The organism is Rhizobium sp. CSW-27 (assembly GCF_018760785.1).
Classification (GTDB): Bacteria; Pseudomonadota; Alphaproteobacteria; order Rhizobiales; family Rhizobiaceae; genus Neorhizobium.
The window spans coordinates 327,924-344,587 of record NZ_JAHHZO010000003.1; the positions used below are offsets into that span (position 1 = coordinate 327,924).

The window sequence follows — 16,664 nt, forward strand, 5'->3', positions numbered from 1 at the left end:
AAGCTGTCCTGCGGCCATCCGGCCGCAGGGCTTGAACTGTCGGAAATGTGGCTGGCGGGTTAGTCGTTCAGCGCCGTCTGCTCCTGCGGCTGGACGACGGCACCCGGCCGGATGCGCTGCAGGCCGCTGACAACGATGCGGTCGCCGGCACTCAGCCCCTTCTCCACGATGCGCTTGCCTTCGACCGCGGCACCGAGCTCTACCTGGCGATAGGCGACGGCATTGCCGGACTCGACCACGAAGACGAACTTCTTGTCCTGGTCCGTTCCAACCGCCCGCTCGCTGATCAGCAGGTGATCTTCCGACCGGGGCTGGCCCATGCGGATGCGGACGAACTGGCCGGGGATGAGGCGACCGTCCGGATTGTCGAACACCGCCCGCACCCGGATCGTACCCGTCGCGGCATCGATCTCGTTGTTGATCAGCTGCAGACGCCCGGTCAGCGGTGCAGCCTTCTCCTCGGTCGTCACCTGCACGGGGATCTGCTCCAGCGCGGCAAGCCCCTCCCTGGCCGGCAGGGTCGAAAGGATCTGCTGCAGATAACCCTCGTCGATGGTGAAGCTCGCATAGATCGGATCAACCGAGACAAGCGTGGTCAGCGCCTGCGAGGACGGTCCTTCGGCCACGAGATTGCCGGGGGTGACCTCCAGCTGGCCGAGACGCCCGGCAATCGGCGCGCGGATTTCGGTATAGCCGAGATTGAGTTCGGCGAGACGGAGCGCCGCCCTGGCGGACTGAAGCGCGGCCAGGGCGGAGGCGTGATTGCTCTGGCGCTGGGCAAGTTCGCTTTCGGAAATCGTGTTGCGGGCAAGCAGCGTCGTGCCGCGGTCGAGTTCGGTGCGGGCAAGGTCGAGCTTCGCCTGAGCGGAGGCCACCTCGCCACGCGCCTGATCGACCGCCGCCTTGTAGGGCTCCGGATCGATCGAGACCAGAAGGTCACCCTTCTTCACCAGCCCCCCTTCCCGGAAGTGGACGGACTGGATGACGCCCGCCACCCGCGGCCGGATCTGTACCCGGTCGACGGCTTCCAGGCGGCCGGAGAATTCCCGCCACACCGAGACGGCCCGCGGCTCGACGGTGGCAACCGTTACCGGAATGGCCGGCGCGGCTGCGGCCGCGGCGGGGGCTGCCCGGGCGTCGCGCGGCCGATCCAGATAAAGCGAGCCACCGGCGATTGCCAATGCAGTGGCCAAAGCGGTTCCCCACAGGGCCGCGCTCCTGATCCTTGCGGTCATGACACTCTCCTTCGGTTCCTGACGAACCGCCATGTGATGAGGGACGGGCCTGCTGCCCGTCGTCTAGATCGACAGTTCCGCGAGGAACTGCGAGAATTCGGCGCGGAACCGCGCGCACCAGGCACCGTCCCTGCCGTGATAGATACCGGTCCAGCCGCAGGTGCCGGGCAGTATCCGGGTTGTGACGCCAACACCGGCCGTCTGCAGCCGCGCGGCGTAATCGAGGCTCTCGTCGCGCAGCGGATCGTCATCCGATGTCACGATCAGGGCAGGCGCAACCCCGGCCAGCCGCGAACACAGACAGGGCACGGCATAGGGATGCTGATAGCCGCAGGCCGATGCCAGGTAGCGGCTCCAGCCATCCGACCAGCGCTCACGCAGGCCGAGACCATCGGCACGGTTGAACGAGGCCGTCACCATGCGCGGATCGATCATCGGCGACAGCAGAACCTGCCCCGCCAGTTCGTCCGGCATGGCATCCCGCGCCTTCAGCGCCAGGCTTGCCGCCAGGTTTCCGCCGGCCTCGTCTCCGGCCAGTACCACCGCAGAGCGGGTGGCGGCAAACCGCCGGCGCTTGGCAACCAGATGTTTCAGCGCCGCGAAAGCGCGTTCCAGCGTCTGCGGGAACACGCTTCCCGAAGGCCCGCCATAATCGGCTTCCACCACCAGCGCCCCGGCTTCGGCCATGGCAAGGGCGACGGGCGCGTCCTCAAGGCCGGCAACCTTTTGGCGGAAGGCATTGCCGCGCAGGTAGAGAACCAGTGGCTGCGCCCGCCGCTGCTCGCTTCCCTCGTAGATGCGGTAGGAAAGCGGAAAGCCTCCAGCACCGTCATCTCCTGCATGCCATTGCCGCGTCATCGGCCTGCTCTTGTGTCGCCAACGAAAGGGATGCCTTCCGTTCGTCTAGTTTTTATATTATTATCCCGTCAGAATGCACAAGCGTCGGAATTTCGATAACTCTATTCCGAAAATCGGAACAATATTGCGGCGCATCAGAACGGATTACGGCCATGGACCAGCTTTCGGCAATGCGCGTTTTCACCCGGGTGGTGGAAACCGGCAATTTTTCCAAGGCAGCGCTGTCGTTGAAGATGCCGAAGACGACGGTGACAAATCTCGTGCAGTCCCTGGAAGCGCATCTCGGCGCAAAGCTTCTGAACAGGACGACGCGCCAGGTGGTGGTGACCACCGATGGCGCGCTCTATTACGAGCGGGCCAGCCGGCTGCTGGCGGAACTGGACGAACTGGACGGCAGCCTGTCCAGTTCGCAGGCGCAACCCTCCGGCAAGGTGCGGGTCGCGCTGTCAGGCGCCTTTGCCGACCAGATCATCATGCCCTCGCTCTGCGATTTTCACAGCCGCTACCCTAAGATCCAGCTGGAATTCGATATCGGCGACCGCATCGTCGATTACATTGCCGAGAACGTCGATTGCGCCCTGCGGGGCGGAACTCCGAGCGACCAGTCGCTGGTGGCGCGCAAGGTGGCCGAACTGACGCTTCGCACCTATGCAGCGCCCCGTTATCTGGAGAAGATGGGCGTGCCGAAGCATCCGCGCGATCTGGAAGGACACTTCACCGGCATCGGCTACATGAAAGCCTATACAGGCCGCAATTTTCCGATGGAATTCCGCCAGGGCGACGAAGTGGTGGCGGTGGAACCGCGCTACGTGATCTCGGTCAACGAGTACCGCAGCTATGTGGCCGCCGCAGTGTCCGGCATCGGCATTGCGCAGGCGGTCTCCTTCATGGTGCGCGATCTCGTCGATCGCGGCGAGCTTGTCGAAATCCTGCCGGACTGGCTGCGCGATCCGATCCCGCTCTACATCGTCTATCCGCAAACCCGCCATCTGAGCAACAAGGTCCGCGTCTTCGTGGACTGGCTGGCCAAGAAACTGCAGGAGGTGGAGCGCTGCGAGCGGGAACTGCAGGCGCGCTGCACCAAGGCCCCTTTGACGGGCGTGCCCGCGATGGACGAGCGGCTGGCGGGCTGAGCCGCGCCGCGTCCACCAATGACGCAAATGCCGGACCGGCAACAGCGCCCGCAGCGGCTTGAAAGAAAGGCAGTGCATGACCGACAGGGACGCAAACGAGGCGACCGAACGCCGGCGCGGCTCCGGCGCCAAGATCGTCTACGACGTGCTTCGCGACGAGATCCTCGACCTGGTCCTGCCGCCCGGCGGGCCGATCGACGAGGTGGAGCTTGCCGAGCGCTTCGGCATGTCGCGGACGCCGATCCGCGAGGCGCTGGTGCGGCTGGCCGGCGAAGGCCTGATCGAAACACTGCCGAACCGCTCGGCCATCGTTTCGAACATCGACTTCCTCAACATGCACGCCTATTTCGACGCGCTGACGCTGATGTACCGTGTGACCGGTCGACTGGCCGCCGAACATCACAAGCCGGCCGATATCGCGCGGATCGCCGCGCTGCAGGCGGAATTCGAACGCGCGGTGGAGGCCCAGGATGCGCTGGCGATGATCGCCACCAATGCCGCCTTCCATCTGGCCATCGCCGAGGCCGGCCGCAACCCCTATTTCACCGCCCTGTTCAAGCGCCTGCTGGACGAGGGACGCCGCATCCTGCGCCTCTACTATCAGTCCTATGACGACCGTCTTCCGCACCGCTTCGTGGTGGAGCATGAGGAGATGATCGCCGCGATCGCCGCACGCGATCTCGTCCTTTCGGAACAGCTTGGCAAGGTGCATGCCGACCAGATCGTCGAGCAGGTGCGCAAGCTTCTGGTGCGCGAGGAGCGGCTTGACCTGATGCTCTGACTGAGGGGTGACCGGCCCCCGCAAGGTCGCTTCCCAGCGCCCGGAAATTTTGTCGACAAATAGAATACAAGATGCTATCACCCTGTCATAACGCGCTGGACGTCCGGCAGTCCGCACAGGACCCCGGCCGGTTCAGGCGCTTTCCAGAGGACGAGACGCATGGCTTCGAACATTTTCTCCGGCGTGGTTCCGGCGCTTATGACCCCCTGCAGGCCGAATCGAACACCGGATTTCGACGCGCTGGTGCGCAAGGCCGGCGAACTGATCGAAGCCGGCATGTCCGCCGTCGTCTATTGCGGCTCGATGGGTGACTGGCCGCTGCTGACCGACGCTCAGCGCATGGAGGGTGTTGCACGGCTGACCGAGGCCGGCATTCCGGTGATCGTCGGCACCGGCGCCGTCAACACCGCCTCCGCAGTTGCCCATGCAGCCCATGCCAGCAAGGTGGGCGCAAGAGGCCTGATGGTCATCCCGCGGGTTCTGTCGCGCGGCTCGGTGATCGCGGCACAGAAGGCGCATTTCAAGGCCATCCTGTCGGCGGCGCCGGATCTGCCGGCTGTCATCTACAACAGCCCCTATTACGGCTTTGCGACGCGCGCCGACCTGTTCTTCGCCCTGCGGGCCGAGCATCCGAACCTTGTCGGCTTCAAGGAATTCGGCGGCCCGAACGACATGCGCTATGCGGCGGAAAACATCACCAGCCGCGATGACGAGGTGACGCTGATGATCGGCGTCGATACCGCCGTGTTTCACGGCTATGTCAATTGCGGCGCCAGGGGTGCCATCACCGGCATCGGCAATGTGCTGCCGAAGGAAGTGCTGCATCTGTGCCGTCTCGCGCAGGCTGCTGCCGCCGGCAATGCCGATGCCCGCCAGCGTGCGCAGGAGCTGGAGCAGGCGCTCGGCGTGCTTTCCTCCTTCGACGAAGGCCCGGATCTCGTGCTGTTCTTCAAGTACATGATGGTACTGAAGGGCGATGAGGAATACACGCTGCATTTCAACGAGACCGACATGCTGAGCGACAGCCAGCGCGGCTATGTGGAAGCGCAGTTCCGTCTGTTCAACACCTGGTATGCCGAGTGGAGCCAGCTTCCAGGCGCCGTAGAGGCCTGCAAGCCCTGAGCCGCGGAGGGGGCGGCTGCAGCGGGAATCCGGCGTGCGGGGCACCTCTTCCTGTCGCGCCAGACCGACGGCGCTCCCTGCCACAGGACAAGAACCGGATCTGAACGTCGTTTGACGAGGTGGGTTGAGGTGAACAAGCCGGACGTGATCGTCATCGGTGCAGGCGTTATCGGCCTTTCGGTGGCGGTAGCGGCGCAGGTGCGCGGCATGCGAGTGAGCGTACTTGACCGGGAGGGGCCGGCAGCCGGCGCCTCGGCGGGAAATGCGGGCGCATTTGCCTTTACCGACATTCTGCCGCTCGCCTCCCCCGGCATCCTGAAGAAGGCGCCCGGATGGCTGCTCGATCCACTCGGGCCGCTGAGCCTTCCGCCGGCCTATGCCATGCGCATGGTGCCATGGATGTTTCGCTTCTGGCGCGCCTGCCATCCCTCGCGGATCGCCCATGCCACGGCCGCCCAGACGGCGCTGATGGACCTGTCGAGAGCGGAGCTCGAACCCTTCCTCGCCGCCACCGAGACGCTTTCCATGCTGCGAAAGCAAGGCAACCTGCAGGTTTACGAGAGCGAGGAGGAGTTTCGGGCTTCCCTGCCAGGCTGGGAAGCGCGTCGAGAGCACGGCATCGCCTTCCAGCACATGGATGCCGAGGAGATGGCCGCGCTGCAGCCCGGCCTCGCGCCGCGTTTCAGGCGGGGAACCTTCACCGCCGGCTGGTATTCCATCGCCGATCCCCGCCTCTACACGCTGGCGCTTGCCGCCCATGTTCGTGCCAGGGGCGGGATGATCGATCGCGCCGAGGTGCGCGCGCTGGCGCCACGGGAAGACGGCGTCGACGTCATCCTTGCTGACGGCAGCGTGCGGCCGGCCGCAAGAGTCGTGCTGGCGGCCGGTGCTTTTTCCCATCGCATCGCCCGCAGCCTGGGCGAACGGATCCCGCTGGAAACCGAGCGTGGCTACAACACCACTCTGCCGGAGGACGCCTTTGACCTGCGCACCCAGATCACCTTCGGCGGCCACGGCTTCGTCGTCACCCGGCTTTCGACCGGCATCCGGGTCGGCGGCGCGGTTGAATTGGGCGGCCTGAGACTGGCACCGAACTTCGCCCGCGCCGAGGCCATGCTGAAAAAGGGGAGTTCCTTCCTGCCCGGCCTGAAGACCGAGGGCGGGACACAGTGGATGGGCTTTCGTCCGTCACTGCCGGACAGCCTGCCGGCGATCGGCCGCGCCCGCCGTACGCCGCACGCCATCTATGCCTTTGGCCACGGTCATCTGGGCCTCACCCAATCGGCCGGCACCGCGCGGCTGGTGGCCGACCTGCTGCTTAATGCGCCTCCCGCCATCGATCTTTCGCCGTTCTCGCCGCAGCGTTTCTGACGACGTCGCGACCGGCAGGCGCGCAGTGCGGCATCAGTCTGACGTCAGATGCGTCCCATGAATTTCGCCAGAAGCTCGGTCAGGCGGCCATAGGGCGGCATGGCAAGCCGCGCCGGATTGAAGATCCTGACGGTTGCGATGCCGCGGGCATGCGAGAACCGCTTGAAGCCGTCAAACCCGTGATAGGCCCCGATGCCGCTCGGCCCCACGCCGCCGAACGGCAGATCGTTCTGCGCCACATGCAAGAGCGTGCCATTGACGGTCACGTTTCCGGAAATCGTGCTTTCCAGCACCTTGCGCCGGGTCTCGTTTCGTCCGGTGAACAGGTAGAGCGTCAGCGGACGTGGGCGGGCGCGAATGAAGGCAATGGCATCGTCGAGGGTGTCGTAGGGGATGATCGGCAGGATCGGGCCGAAGATCTCCTCCTCCATCAGCCGGCAATCGGCGGGCGGGTCGATCACGAGCGTGGGCGCAATGGCAAACCCCGCCTGCGGCAGGGTTATGTCGGCCGTGACCAGCCGCACGCCACGATCGCGGCATTCCTGAAGCCCGTCAACGAGCCGCCGGTGGGCACGCTCGCCGACAATACCGGTATAGTGCATGGCCGAGCTTTGACTGGGATAACAACGAACGATCTCCGCCTGAAGCGCGCTGACGAACTGCTCGAGACGGCCTTTCTCGACCAGAACGTAATCCGGCGCGATGCAGGTCTGCCCGGCATTCATCAACTTGCCGAACACGATGTCGCGGGCAGCGGAGAAGTGACTGTAATCGGGCGCAACGATCGTCGGCGATTTGCCGCCGAGTTCCAGCGTCACCGGCGTCAGGTTGGCCGCGGCGGCCGCCATGACCTTCCTGCCGACGGCGGTGGAACCCGTGAAGACCAGATGATCGAAAGGCTGGGCGCTGAAGGCTGCGGCCACATCCACGCCACCCTCGATGACCGTTACCTCTTCCGGCGCAAAATACGCCCCGATCAGCGTGGACAGCAAGGCGGAGGTCTGCGGTACCAGTTCCGACGGTTTGATGATCGCCCGGTTTCCGGCGGCGAGGATATCGATCAACGGGCCGAGCGCCAGAAAGATTGGATAGTTCCAGGGCACCATCACGCCGATGACGCCCAGCGGCTGGTATTGCACCGTGTTCTTCAGTTGCAGGAATTCGATGGAGCGCCCACGCCGCTCCGGCTTCATCCAGCGCCTGAGGTGGGAGCGTGTGTGCCTGAGCGCGCCCATCAGCGGTACGATCTCGAGCATGGTTGTCTCATGCACGGACCGGTGGCCGAAATCGCGCGAAACCGCCGCGCAGATCTCTGGCCCCCGGTCCTTCAGCAAGCGGCCGATCCGATCCAGCCGGTCTCGGCGTGTGGCGAGTGACGGATGGGGGTCCGCCTCGAATGCGGCGCGCTGCCTCGCAAGAGCGTCGGACAGTAGGAATTCGATGTGGCTGTCTTCGCTCAATGGTTTACTCCGCGATACCGGCTTTTGCCGCGGCCGGAAGGCCGCGATGAAGATGGCCGAAAACTAGCACGGCACAGGTGGCTGCCACCACCAGCGGCATCAGGCACGCCCATGCAAAGGCTGCCGGCCCCGCCGAGGCAAAGACCGGACCGGCAACGGCAGTGCCGAGTGTTGCGCCGACGATCGCGATCACCAGAATACGCGACATCAACGAACCGTCCGGATCGTTTTCCGTCAAGACGCCGGTGACAAAGGGCGTGACGATGTAGAAGCCGATATTGACCAGGATCTGCGTGCTGACGAACACCGCCGCCGAAAACACGTTGAAGAGATAGTAGATCGACACGGCCATGACGACAAAACCCAGCATGACGAGCGGAAGACGTTTCGCCTTGTCATGCGTCATCGACGGCACCACGGCACCGAGGAAGCCGGCCAGCGAGGAGAGTGCGAGATAGAGGCCGACCTCCGCATTGGTCAGACCGACCCGCTCGCCGACATAACCGCAGATGGCCCACTGTCCGGCCTGTACCGCATAGACCATGAACACGATGACCATCGCGAGCAGCATCTTCGGACGGTCGAGCCTTGAATGCACGGTGGCGGTGGCCATTTGTGCCGGGCGTCTGGAAATCAGCAGGAAGAGGGGCGCCATTAAAGCGGCAAACAGGGTCAGCATCAGAAATACCGGCGCCTCGGCTTCCGCATGCGGCATCATCGAAACTGCAAACAGCAATAGTCCCATGGTCGTGCCTCCGATGAGACTGAGCGCGCCCCAGAACCGTTCGGCATTGGCAAGCGAGGCGAGACTCATCGCCACGACGCTGAAGATTGCCCCCTCGCCCAGTCCGGTGACCAGGCGCGCCGCAGCCAACAGAAGCGGGGTCTGCTGCCAAAAGCTCGCCGCTTCGCCGAGGATGACGGCGAGCGCACCCGCCATCGCGACAATACGCCAGGAGCGCACCGCCAGCCTGGAAAGAAAGAGGCCGTATAGGGCAATGCCGGCAAGCTCCGCACTGGCAACCACAGTCGCCAGGCCCTCGTCGTAACCGGCGAGCTTGCTCATCGCCAGCACCACCACCGGCATCACCATCGTACCGTTCAACGCCACTGCATAAGCAGCGCTCAGTCCCAGAATCCACAAGATCACTGCAGTCGCCCCCCAGGGTTGCCGCGCAGCGTTGCCGATTCCGGTCCTTCTGCCGCCGTCGCAATGACAAGAATATGACGCGCCCCCGCAGCCACAAGGGATTTCAGGGCCTGTTTGGGGTCTTTTCCGGCCAATCGAAACGCGATTACACGCCTTTGCCTTGACGGATAGCAAGTGGACGATGTGTCTTGATAAAAAGCGAAGATACGCCGGAGAGCAACCGAAGGAGAGGCATGGACAACCCATGAAGCCGGTCGATTCACGCTACATGGCTGCGAATATTCCGGCCTTCATGCTCAGAAGCCTGGTGATGACGCTACGCGATTCCGGCCTTGACGGGGGCCGGCTGCTGGTCGGGCTGGGCCTGACGCTGGAGGATCTTCAGGACCCCGCCTGCCGCGTGTCGTTCCGCCAGGGTCGGGAGGCGATCCTGCGCGCACTCCAGATGGCGCCGGGGCGGGCGCTTGGTCTCGAAACAGGCTGTCGGCAGAAGATCAATTCGGTGGGGCTGGTCGGTTATGCCATGCTGACAGCCGCAACGATCGGCGAGGCGGTCAAGCTCGGTCTGCAATTCCAGAAGGACACCGGCAGCATGCTGGAGTTCGATACGCGCGTCACCAGCGATGGCATTGCGGTGACCGCCGCCAGCCGCTTTCATGAACCCAGCATCTACACCTTCCTGGTCGAAGAGGCCTTCGCCAACTTCATGAGCATCGGCATCGGCCTTGTCGGGGACGGTTTCAAGCCGTTGCGCATTGAGCTCGCCTATCCCGCACCGGTCCATGCTGGTGCCTATCGCGACGTCTTCGATTGCGAAATCCGTTTCGGTTGCGTCGAAAACGTCTTCCTGTTCGATCCTGCGCTGTACAAACGTGCGCTGGCCACCGCGGACCCCTTCAGCCATCGACAGCTGTGCGAGTTCATCGCCTATCACCGGACCCGTTCCCGGGAGGCGGCGGAGATCACGGAATCGGTCGAGCGGGTGCTGCGCCAGAAGCTGCAGGAGCGCATCAATATCTCGAAGGTCGCCAAGGCTCTCGGCATGAGCGAGCGCACGCTCAGGCGGCGGCTGGCGGAAAGTGCCGTTTCCTTTCAGGGCCTTCTCGACGATCTGCGCAAAAACAGGGCGCTGGAGCTTCTGGCCAATCCACATATGTCGGTCGAGCAGATCGCCTTCGCCGTCGGCTTTACGGACCCGCACAATTTTCGCCGTGCATTTCGTCGATGGACAAGCACGACCCCTGGCGCACTGCGCACCGATCTCTCGGCGATTTGGCCGGAATAGACCCTCAATAGGACAGCTTGACCGCTTCATGACGCACTGCCCCGGGGTCTATCCTTTCCCCAAGCAAAAAGGCCGGAAAAACCATCGGCCATTCTTGGCTGAGGGGCCATGGCACAAAAAGAGCAATATGTACTTTCCATCGATCTGGGAACCAGTGGCTGCAAGGTCGGCCTGGTATCGCTGACCGGCAACGTGGTTGCCTGGGCGTTTCGCCCGGTACAACTGATCGTGGTCGACAGCATCGGGGCGGAACAGCGGCCACAGGATTGGTGGACCGCCTTCATCGAGGCCGCCCGCGAGGTTCTTGGCCTCGGCATCGTGTCGCGTTCGGATATCGTGGCGATATGCTCGTCCACGCAAGGAGAAGGCACGGTTCCTGTCGACCGCAATGGCGAGAGCCTGATGAATGCGATCCTGTGGCTGGACATGCGCGGCGCGCGTCACCTGAAGCAGGAGATGCGGGGCGCGTTGAAGGTTGCCGGTTACGATGCAATCAAGCTGCAGAAATGGCTTCGCCTGTGTGGCGGCGCCCCTGCCCTTTCCGGCAAGGATCCCGCAGGCCACATGCTGCTCATCCGTGACGCGTTTCCGGATATCTACCAGCGCACCTACAAGTTCCTCAACGTCCTCGATTACTTCAATCTTCGTCTTACCGGTCGCTTCTGCGCCACGCAGGATTCCATCCTGACCTCCTGGGTGACGGACAACCGCGATCCGGACGATATTCGTTATGACGAAAGCCTGATCGCCATCAGCGGTATCGACCGCGACAAGTTTCCGGGCCTCGTGCGCTGCACCGATGTGATCGGCACCATCCTGCCGGATGTGTCCGAGGCGTTGGGCCTTTCACCGAAGACCCCTGTGGTGGCGGGTGCGATCGACAATACAGCGGCTGCAATCGGAGCCGGCACGATCGACGACTTCGACTGCCACCTCTATGTCGGGTCCTCATCCTGGATCGCCGCGCATGTCCCGTTCAAACGCACGAGCGTGCTCGACCAGATCGGCTCGATCCCTTGCGCCGTTCCTTCCCGCTACCTGATGGTCGCCCTGCAATCGAGTGGAGCAAACAACATCGCCTTCCTGAAGGACCGCATCGTCTTCCACGACGACGGGCTGGTGCGGGGGGAACCGTCCGTCGATACCTATCGGGTGCTCGACGAGATCGCCGCCCGTCAGCCCATGGGCGCGGACGGCGCGCTCTATCTGCCATGGCTGTTCGGCGAGCGCTGCCCGGTGGATGACCAGTCGCTGCGAGCGGGCATCTTCAACCTCAGCATGGACCATAACCGCGAAACCATCGTTCGCGCCGTCTTCGAAGGCGTTGCGCTGAACACGCGATGGATGATGAAGCCGATCCAGAAGTTCATGCGCCACAGGCCGCAGGCCATCACCATGATTGGCGGCGGCGCATTGTCGAACGCCTGGTGCCGCATTTATGCGGACGTGCTGAACGTGCCCATTCGCCAGCCGCACGAGCCGATGAAGGCAAACGCGCGCGGAGCGGCCTTCATCGGCGCCCACGGGCTTGGCCTGATGCGGCTTGATGAAGCCGTGCGCCATGTGAAGATCGAGCGGACCTACGAGCCTTCGCCAACCGCCACGCGCTTTTATGACGAACGCTTCGGCATCTTCACCGAACTGCACCGCAGGCTGGCTCCGCTCTATCAGAAACTCAACGGCTCGAAGGGCAGGAAGAATGACTAGGTTCACAACCGTCCGCCAGGAGATCGTCGATATGTGCCGATATCTCTCGGACCACGGCTATTTCGCTGGAACCGGCGGCAATATCGGTGTGCGTCTGGATGACAGGCTGATGGCCGTCACACCATCGGCGACGGACTATTACACGATGGGTGCGGCTGATGTGCCGATCCTCGACATCGCGACACAGAAGGTCGTCGATGGCGAAAAGACGCCGACGGTGGAAAAGGCCCTGCATGCTGCCATGCTGCAGGCGCATCCCACCCGTCATGCCAGCATCCACACCCACCAGCCGATTGCGAGCGCCGTTGCGCTGCTGCACGAAGAACTGCCCTGGGCACCCGGCGCCGACCGCACCTCGCTTGGTCCACAGATCGCGCTGGTTCCGTACCGACCCTCCGGCACCGGCATGTTGGCCAAGGCCTTTGCGAAGACCATTCGTCCCGATGTCTACGCTTATCTGATGGCAAGTCACGGTGTGATCTGCGCCGCCGGCAATCTCAAGACAGCCGCCGGAATGCTGCGCCAGATCGAATTATCCGCAGCGCTTTACCTGCGCACCCTCATTCAACAACGCAGCACTCTCGACCGGCAACTCCGCACCTTTCTCCTGAATGTGCTGGACAAGTCAGAGAACAAAGGAGCCTGACATGAACATGGCAACCCGCACCGCCGACCCCGCACCCTACGCCATCAGTGCCTGGCCCGACAATCGCGACCTCATGGACCGGCTCAACTTGCTGCTGAAGCAGCCGCCAAAGGGTATTTCGGCCGCAAACATGCCGAAGGTTCTGGATTATTTCGAGCAGAAATGCCCGACTTCGAAAGCCTGGGCCAAGCGAGCCGCAGAGGTCATCCCGGGCGGCGTGCAGCACAATCTCGCCTTCAACTATCCCTTCGCCATCGCCGCCGCCAAGGTCGATGGCGCCTATATGTGGGATGCCGATGGCAACCGCTATATCGACTTCCTCCAGGCCGGTGGTCCGACGCTTCTCGGGTCCAACTACCTGCCGGTCAGGCAGAAGGCCCACGAACTTCTCGATGAATGCGGCCCGGTGACAGGCCTTCTGCACGAATACGAGTTCAAGCTGGCCGAAATCATCCGCCAGCACATGCCGGGCGTCGAAATGTTCCGCATGCTCGGCTCCGGCACGGAAGCCTGCATGGGCGCGATCCGCTTGGCGCGCGCCTATACCGGCAAGAAGTGGGTCATCAAGGTTGGGGGTGATTATCACGGCTGGAGCGACCAGATGGTCTACGGCATGCGTGTGCCCGGCACCGGACGGCGTGAGGCGACCGGAATTCCGAAGGGTGTGACGGGTTACACCCAGGAAGTCTTCCCCAACGAGCTTGGCACGCTGCGCCGCAAGCTGATGCTGAACCGCATCCGTGGCGGAACCGCGGCGGTCATCGTGGAACCGCTCGGCCCGGAAAGCGGGACCCGTCCCGTGACGCCCGAATACAACCGCGAAGTCCGCAAGCTGTGCGACGAGTTCGGCGCATTGCTGATCTTCGATGAAGTCGTCACCGGCTTCCGGGTCGGCATGGGCGGAGCCCAGGGCTATTTCAACGTCAACCCTGATATCACCGTGTTCGGCAAGTGCCTGACCGGCGGCTATCTGATGGCGGGCGGCATTGGCGGACGCAAGGAGGTGATGATGACGCTGGTGGGCGGTATCGGCACATCCAGCAAACGCGCCTTCGTTGGCGGCACGCTTTCGGCCAATCCGCTCTCCTGCGTTGCCGGTTACTATGCGATCGAGGAAATGGCGCGCACCAATGCGCCCGTCATCGCCGGCCGTGCCGGCGATCGCCTTGCCCGCGGATTGAAGGAGATCATGAACCGCCGCGGGCTGCCCTATGTGGTCTACAACATGGGATCGATCGTCCATCTCCAGACGTCGGCAGTCTTGCTGATGAGCATGCGCAACCCGATCAAGCTGATGCGTGAGGCCAATGCCCGCAAACATCTGATGGAGGAAATGGGCGCCGCCTATCTGGCGCATGGGCTGCTGACGCTGGCCGGAAGCCGCATCTATACCAGCATGGCAGATACCGACGCGGTGATCGACGATGCGCTCGACCGCTTCGACACCGTTTTCGGGCTGGTCTGATATGACGATGTCGATCCTCAAGCCATCGAGGTCCGCAGCCGAGCATCAGTTGGCGCTTGCCGCAGCCCGCCTTGCGGGCAAGGGCCTGCTGAAGCCGGGCGACCAGCTTTCGCAGCGCATCCCCGAACAAGACGCCTTCGTGCGGGTCAGCATCACGGCCGGACGTGATGCGCCCGGGGAGTTCGAGTGGTTCAAGCTCTCCGACCGCATCACCGACCTGCACCACCGGATCTACCATGCCCGTCCGGATGTCGGCGCAATCGCTGCCGGCCGCCCTGCCTGGACCTCATGGCTGTCACGCATCGACCTCAGCATGCCTGGAATCTTCGATGAACAGATTCGCCACCTGGGGCTGGAGGCCAAGCGGGTCGGCATGTCTTCGCACGACGATGCGCCGATCCCTGCGCTCTCGAAAGGGGCCAATGCCTACTGCCTTGATGACGTGGTTCTCTGCTTCGGCATGGGCGTTGAGCGGCTGCTGCTCAACATCGAGATTCTCGAAAAATGCGCCGAATGCTTCGTCCTGGCGCAGAGCACCGGCGCCCGGGTGAGACGCATTCCCTGGCTCATCCGCTATATTGCCAACGGGCGGCTGCGCAAGGACCAGAAGGAGGCCGCCGAACGCCATCTGCGCGGCGAACGGTCAATCCTGAAGGCTGGGTATTGATGGATCCGGGCGGGCGCTTCCTTGTTCCTTCGAGGAGGGGCAAGGTGGTCCGGCCAGACCGGGGCCCGCTCGACCGCCACCGCCTGCCGTCAGGCACCGGCTCCTGAAGACCACACGCGCCGGCGAGCCGATCCCTTCCATCGGGCCGATGCCCTGCCTAACCCGGCTCGCCCGGTTGCCCCCTTGCGTCCCGAGGCTGGCCGCGATGTCCCCTCCCCTCGGACGCGAGCGACGGAACCCTGTTTTCATGCCCGGATGTCTTTGCGCCCGCCGCACCATGCGCCGGCACACCCGGCTTTCTTGCGATCCGGAATGGCCGCAAAAGATCCCTTTTTGTCCCCTTTCCCCATTGCTGGCGCACACCCCCTCCATATTCTGGCCTTGATCCGCGCGGTGGGCGCAGCAATAGACCGGCAAGGGGAAAAGCCGGCATGCCAGCAATGCGTTCCACCTGTGCGGTCATCTCCAGAACAAAATAAGACGGGAACACGGTAGATGAAATCCAGGACGATGTGGCGCCATTGCGCCTTCCTGCTCGCGACCGGCGTGGGAGGCATGGTCTGCCTGCCGGCAATGGCAGGCGGCTTCTCGCGCGGCGAGGCCAATACCGACATTCTTTACAGCGATGCCCAGTTCAGCGCCGAATCCTCGGTGATCTATGTCTCGCCGGACCGCAGCTATTCGAAACTGATGGGGCAGTCGGTCGATGAGGGTGCCTATTCGGATTCTTTCGTGATCCCCAATCTGACGCTTGGCATGCGCTTCAGCGACAGCCTCTCCTGTGCGGTGACCTATACCAAGCCTTTCGGCGGTTCCGGCACCTATGGCGAGGCGGCACAGAATGCCGAATATCTCACGGCGGCCGGCAATGGCGATCCGCTTCCCAACCCCACCACCAGGATGAAGGTCACCTCGGACGAATATGGTGCGACCTGCGACGTGCGGCTGGATGCAGGACCAGGCCGCATGCATGTCATCGGTGGCCTGTTCATCGAGAGCTTCGTCTACCAGGAAGACACCTGGATCGGCGATGTACGCCTGAAGGATGACGGCGAACTCGGCTATCGGCTGGGCGTCGCCTACGACATTGCCGAATACGCACTGCGGGTTCAGCTGATGTACCGCTCTCAGGTCAAGCACAAGGGCGACGGCACCTTCACTGCGTCGGATCTCGGCGCCTCGCTTGGCATACCCGACACCCTGCCGGCCTATGGTTCGGGCACGCTGCCGCAATCCCTGAAGCTCTCCGCCCAGAGCGGCGTGGCGCCCGGCTGGCTCGTCTACGGCTCGGTTGCCTGGACGGACTGGAGCGTCCTTCCGGACTTCAACTATACCGTCACGGACCTCGGCACCGCCCACAAGGTGTTCAACTACTCCGACAGCTACACGGTGCAGCTCGGCATTGGCCACGAATTCAATGACAAGCTTTCCGGCACGGTCAACGTCACCTGGGACCAGGGCGTCGGTACCGGCGCCGATATCAGCACCGACAGCTGGAGCATCGGCGTTGGCGCCCAGTACAAGGCAAGGATCGGTACCATCGGCCTCGGCGCCGCGCTGTCCTATCTGACGGCGGGTTCGCAGCGGGTGGCAAAGGGCGCGACCTATGATGCCGATGCCAACGCGGACTGGGCCGTTGCCGTCGGTGCATCCTATCGCCTGGAGTTCTGAGGCCGACCGTCGTGTGCAGGACCATGCCGCGGCATCCTGCGGCATGGTTGTCGTTTGGCTCTCCCATGGAGAAGCTGGCCAATCGCGCTTGCCTCGCTTCGTACGATAAAACC

General features: G+C 63.6%; 14 protein-coding genes. 10 read left to right on the forward strand and 4 right to left on the reverse strand.

All coding sequences use genetic code 11. The features are described 5' to 3' along the window. Positions 1–59: 59 nt before the first annotated feature. Both KLP42_RS08180 and KLP42_RS08185 read right to left on the reverse strand, forming a co-directional pair. Complete coding sequence (locus KLP42_RS08180; RefSeq protein WP_215565714.1) at positions 60–1,235, reverse strand: efflux RND transporter periplasmic adaptor subunit; 1,176 nt, start codon at positions 1,233–1,235, stop codon at positions 60–62. A 63-nt stretch (positions 1,236–1,298) separates the two neighbouring features. Continuing rightward, positions 1,299–2,093: an alpha/beta hydrolase fold domain-containing protein gene (locus KLP42_RS08185; protein ID WP_215565715.1), complete on the reverse strand. Its 795-nt coding sequence runs from the start codon at positions 2,091–2,093 to the stop codon at positions 1,299–1,301. A gap of 152 nt (positions 2,094–2,245) precedes the next feature. Between KLP42_RS08185 and KLP42_RS08190 the strand changes: the two genes are divergently transcribed. From KLP42_RS08190 to KLP42_RS08205, 4 genes are all read left to right on the forward strand, one after another. Continuing rightward, positions 2,246–3,226 carry a LysR family transcriptional regulator gene (locus tag KLP42_RS08190; protein WP_215565716.1) on the forward strand — a complete coding sequence of 327 codons (981 nt, stop codon included), beginning with the start codon at positions 2,246–2,248 and terminating at the stop codon, positions 3,224–3,226. A gap of 76 nt (positions 3,227–3,302) precedes the next feature. Next, positions 3,303–4,007 (forward strand): GntR family transcriptional regulator, encoded by a 705-nt coding sequence (locus tag KLP42_RS08195; RefSeq protein WP_215565717.1) that lies wholly within the window; start codon positions 3,303–3,305, stop codon positions 4,005–4,007. Positions 4,008–4,166: 159 nt separating this feature from the next. Then, positions 4,167–5,129 (forward strand): dihydrodipicolinate synthase family protein, encoded by a 963-nt coding sequence (locus KLP42_RS08200; protein ID WP_215565718.1) that lies wholly within the window; start codon positions 4,167–4,169, stop codon positions 5,127–5,129. Positions 5,130–5,258: 129 nt separating this feature from the next. Then, complete coding sequence (locus KLP42_RS08205; protein ID WP_215565719.1) at positions 5,259–6,500, forward strand: NAD(P)/FAD-dependent oxidoreductase; 1,242 nt, start codon at positions 5,259–5,261, stop codon at positions 6,498–6,500. A 44-nt stretch (positions 6,501–6,544) separates the two neighbouring features. Here KLP42_RS08205 and KLP42_RS08210 read toward each other — a convergent pair whose 3' ends face one another. Both KLP42_RS08210 and KLP42_RS08215 read right to left on the reverse strand, forming a co-directional pair. After that, positions 6,545–7,960, reverse strand: coding sequence for a coniferyl aldehyde dehydrogenase (locus tag KLP42_RS08210; RefSeq protein ID WP_252192848.1), 1,416 nt, complete (start codon positions 7,958–7,960; stop codon positions 6,545–6,547). Between the two features lie 4 nt (positions 7,961–7,964). Further along, on the reverse strand, positions 7,965–9,110 hold the full coding sequence (locus KLP42_RS08215; RefSeq protein ID WP_215565720.1) for an MFS transporter: 1,146 nt from the start codon (positions 9,108–9,110) through the stop codon (positions 7,965–7,967). A 244-nt stretch (positions 9,111–9,354) separates the two neighbouring features. On the opposite strand from KLP42_RS08215, the gene KLP42_RS08220 reads away from it, so the two are divergent. The 6 genes from KLP42_RS08220 (at position 9,355) to KLP42_RS08245 (ending at position 16,551) form a co-directional block, all read left to right on the forward strand. Then, the gene (locus KLP42_RS08220; protein ID WP_215565721.1) at positions 9,355–10,395 is read left to right on the forward strand and encodes an AraC family transcriptional regulator; all 1,041 of its coding nucleotides are present in this window, start codon (positions 9,355–9,357) and stop codon (positions 10,393–10,395) included. Positions 10,396–10,503: 108 nt separating this feature from the next. After that, positions 10,504–12,102 carry a xylulokinase gene (locus KLP42_RS08225; protein ID WP_215565722.1) on the forward strand — a complete coding sequence of 533 codons (1,599 nt, stop codon included), beginning with the start codon at positions 10,504–10,506 and terminating at the stop codon, positions 12,100–12,102. After that, positions 12,095–12,748, forward strand: a complete 654-nt coding sequence (locus tag KLP42_RS08230) for a class II aldolase/adducin family protein (protein ID WP_215565723.1) — start codon at positions 12,095–12,097, stop codon at positions 12,746–12,748. The genes KLP42_RS08225 and KLP42_RS08230 overlap by 8 nt, the downstream gene beginning before the upstream one ends. A 1-nt stretch (position 12,749) precedes the next feature. Next, positions 12,750–14,213 (forward strand): aspartate aminotransferase family protein, encoded by a 1,464-nt coding sequence (locus KLP42_RS08235; RefSeq protein ID WP_215565724.1) that lies wholly within the window; start codon positions 12,750–12,752, stop codon positions 14,211–14,213. Position 14,214: 1 nt separating this feature from the next. Continuing rightward, positions 14,215–14,880, forward strand: coding sequence for a hypothetical protein (locus KLP42_RS08240; protein WP_252192849.1), 666 nt, complete (start codon positions 14,215–14,217; stop codon positions 14,878–14,880). A gap of 495 nt (positions 14,881–15,375) precedes the next feature. Beyond that, a complete protein-coding gene (locus KLP42_RS08245; protein WP_215565725.1) occupies positions 15,376–16,551 on the forward strand; it encodes an OmpP1/FadL family transporter in 1,176 nt (391 codons plus the stop codon). Positions 16,552–16,664 lie beyond the last annotated feature (113 nt).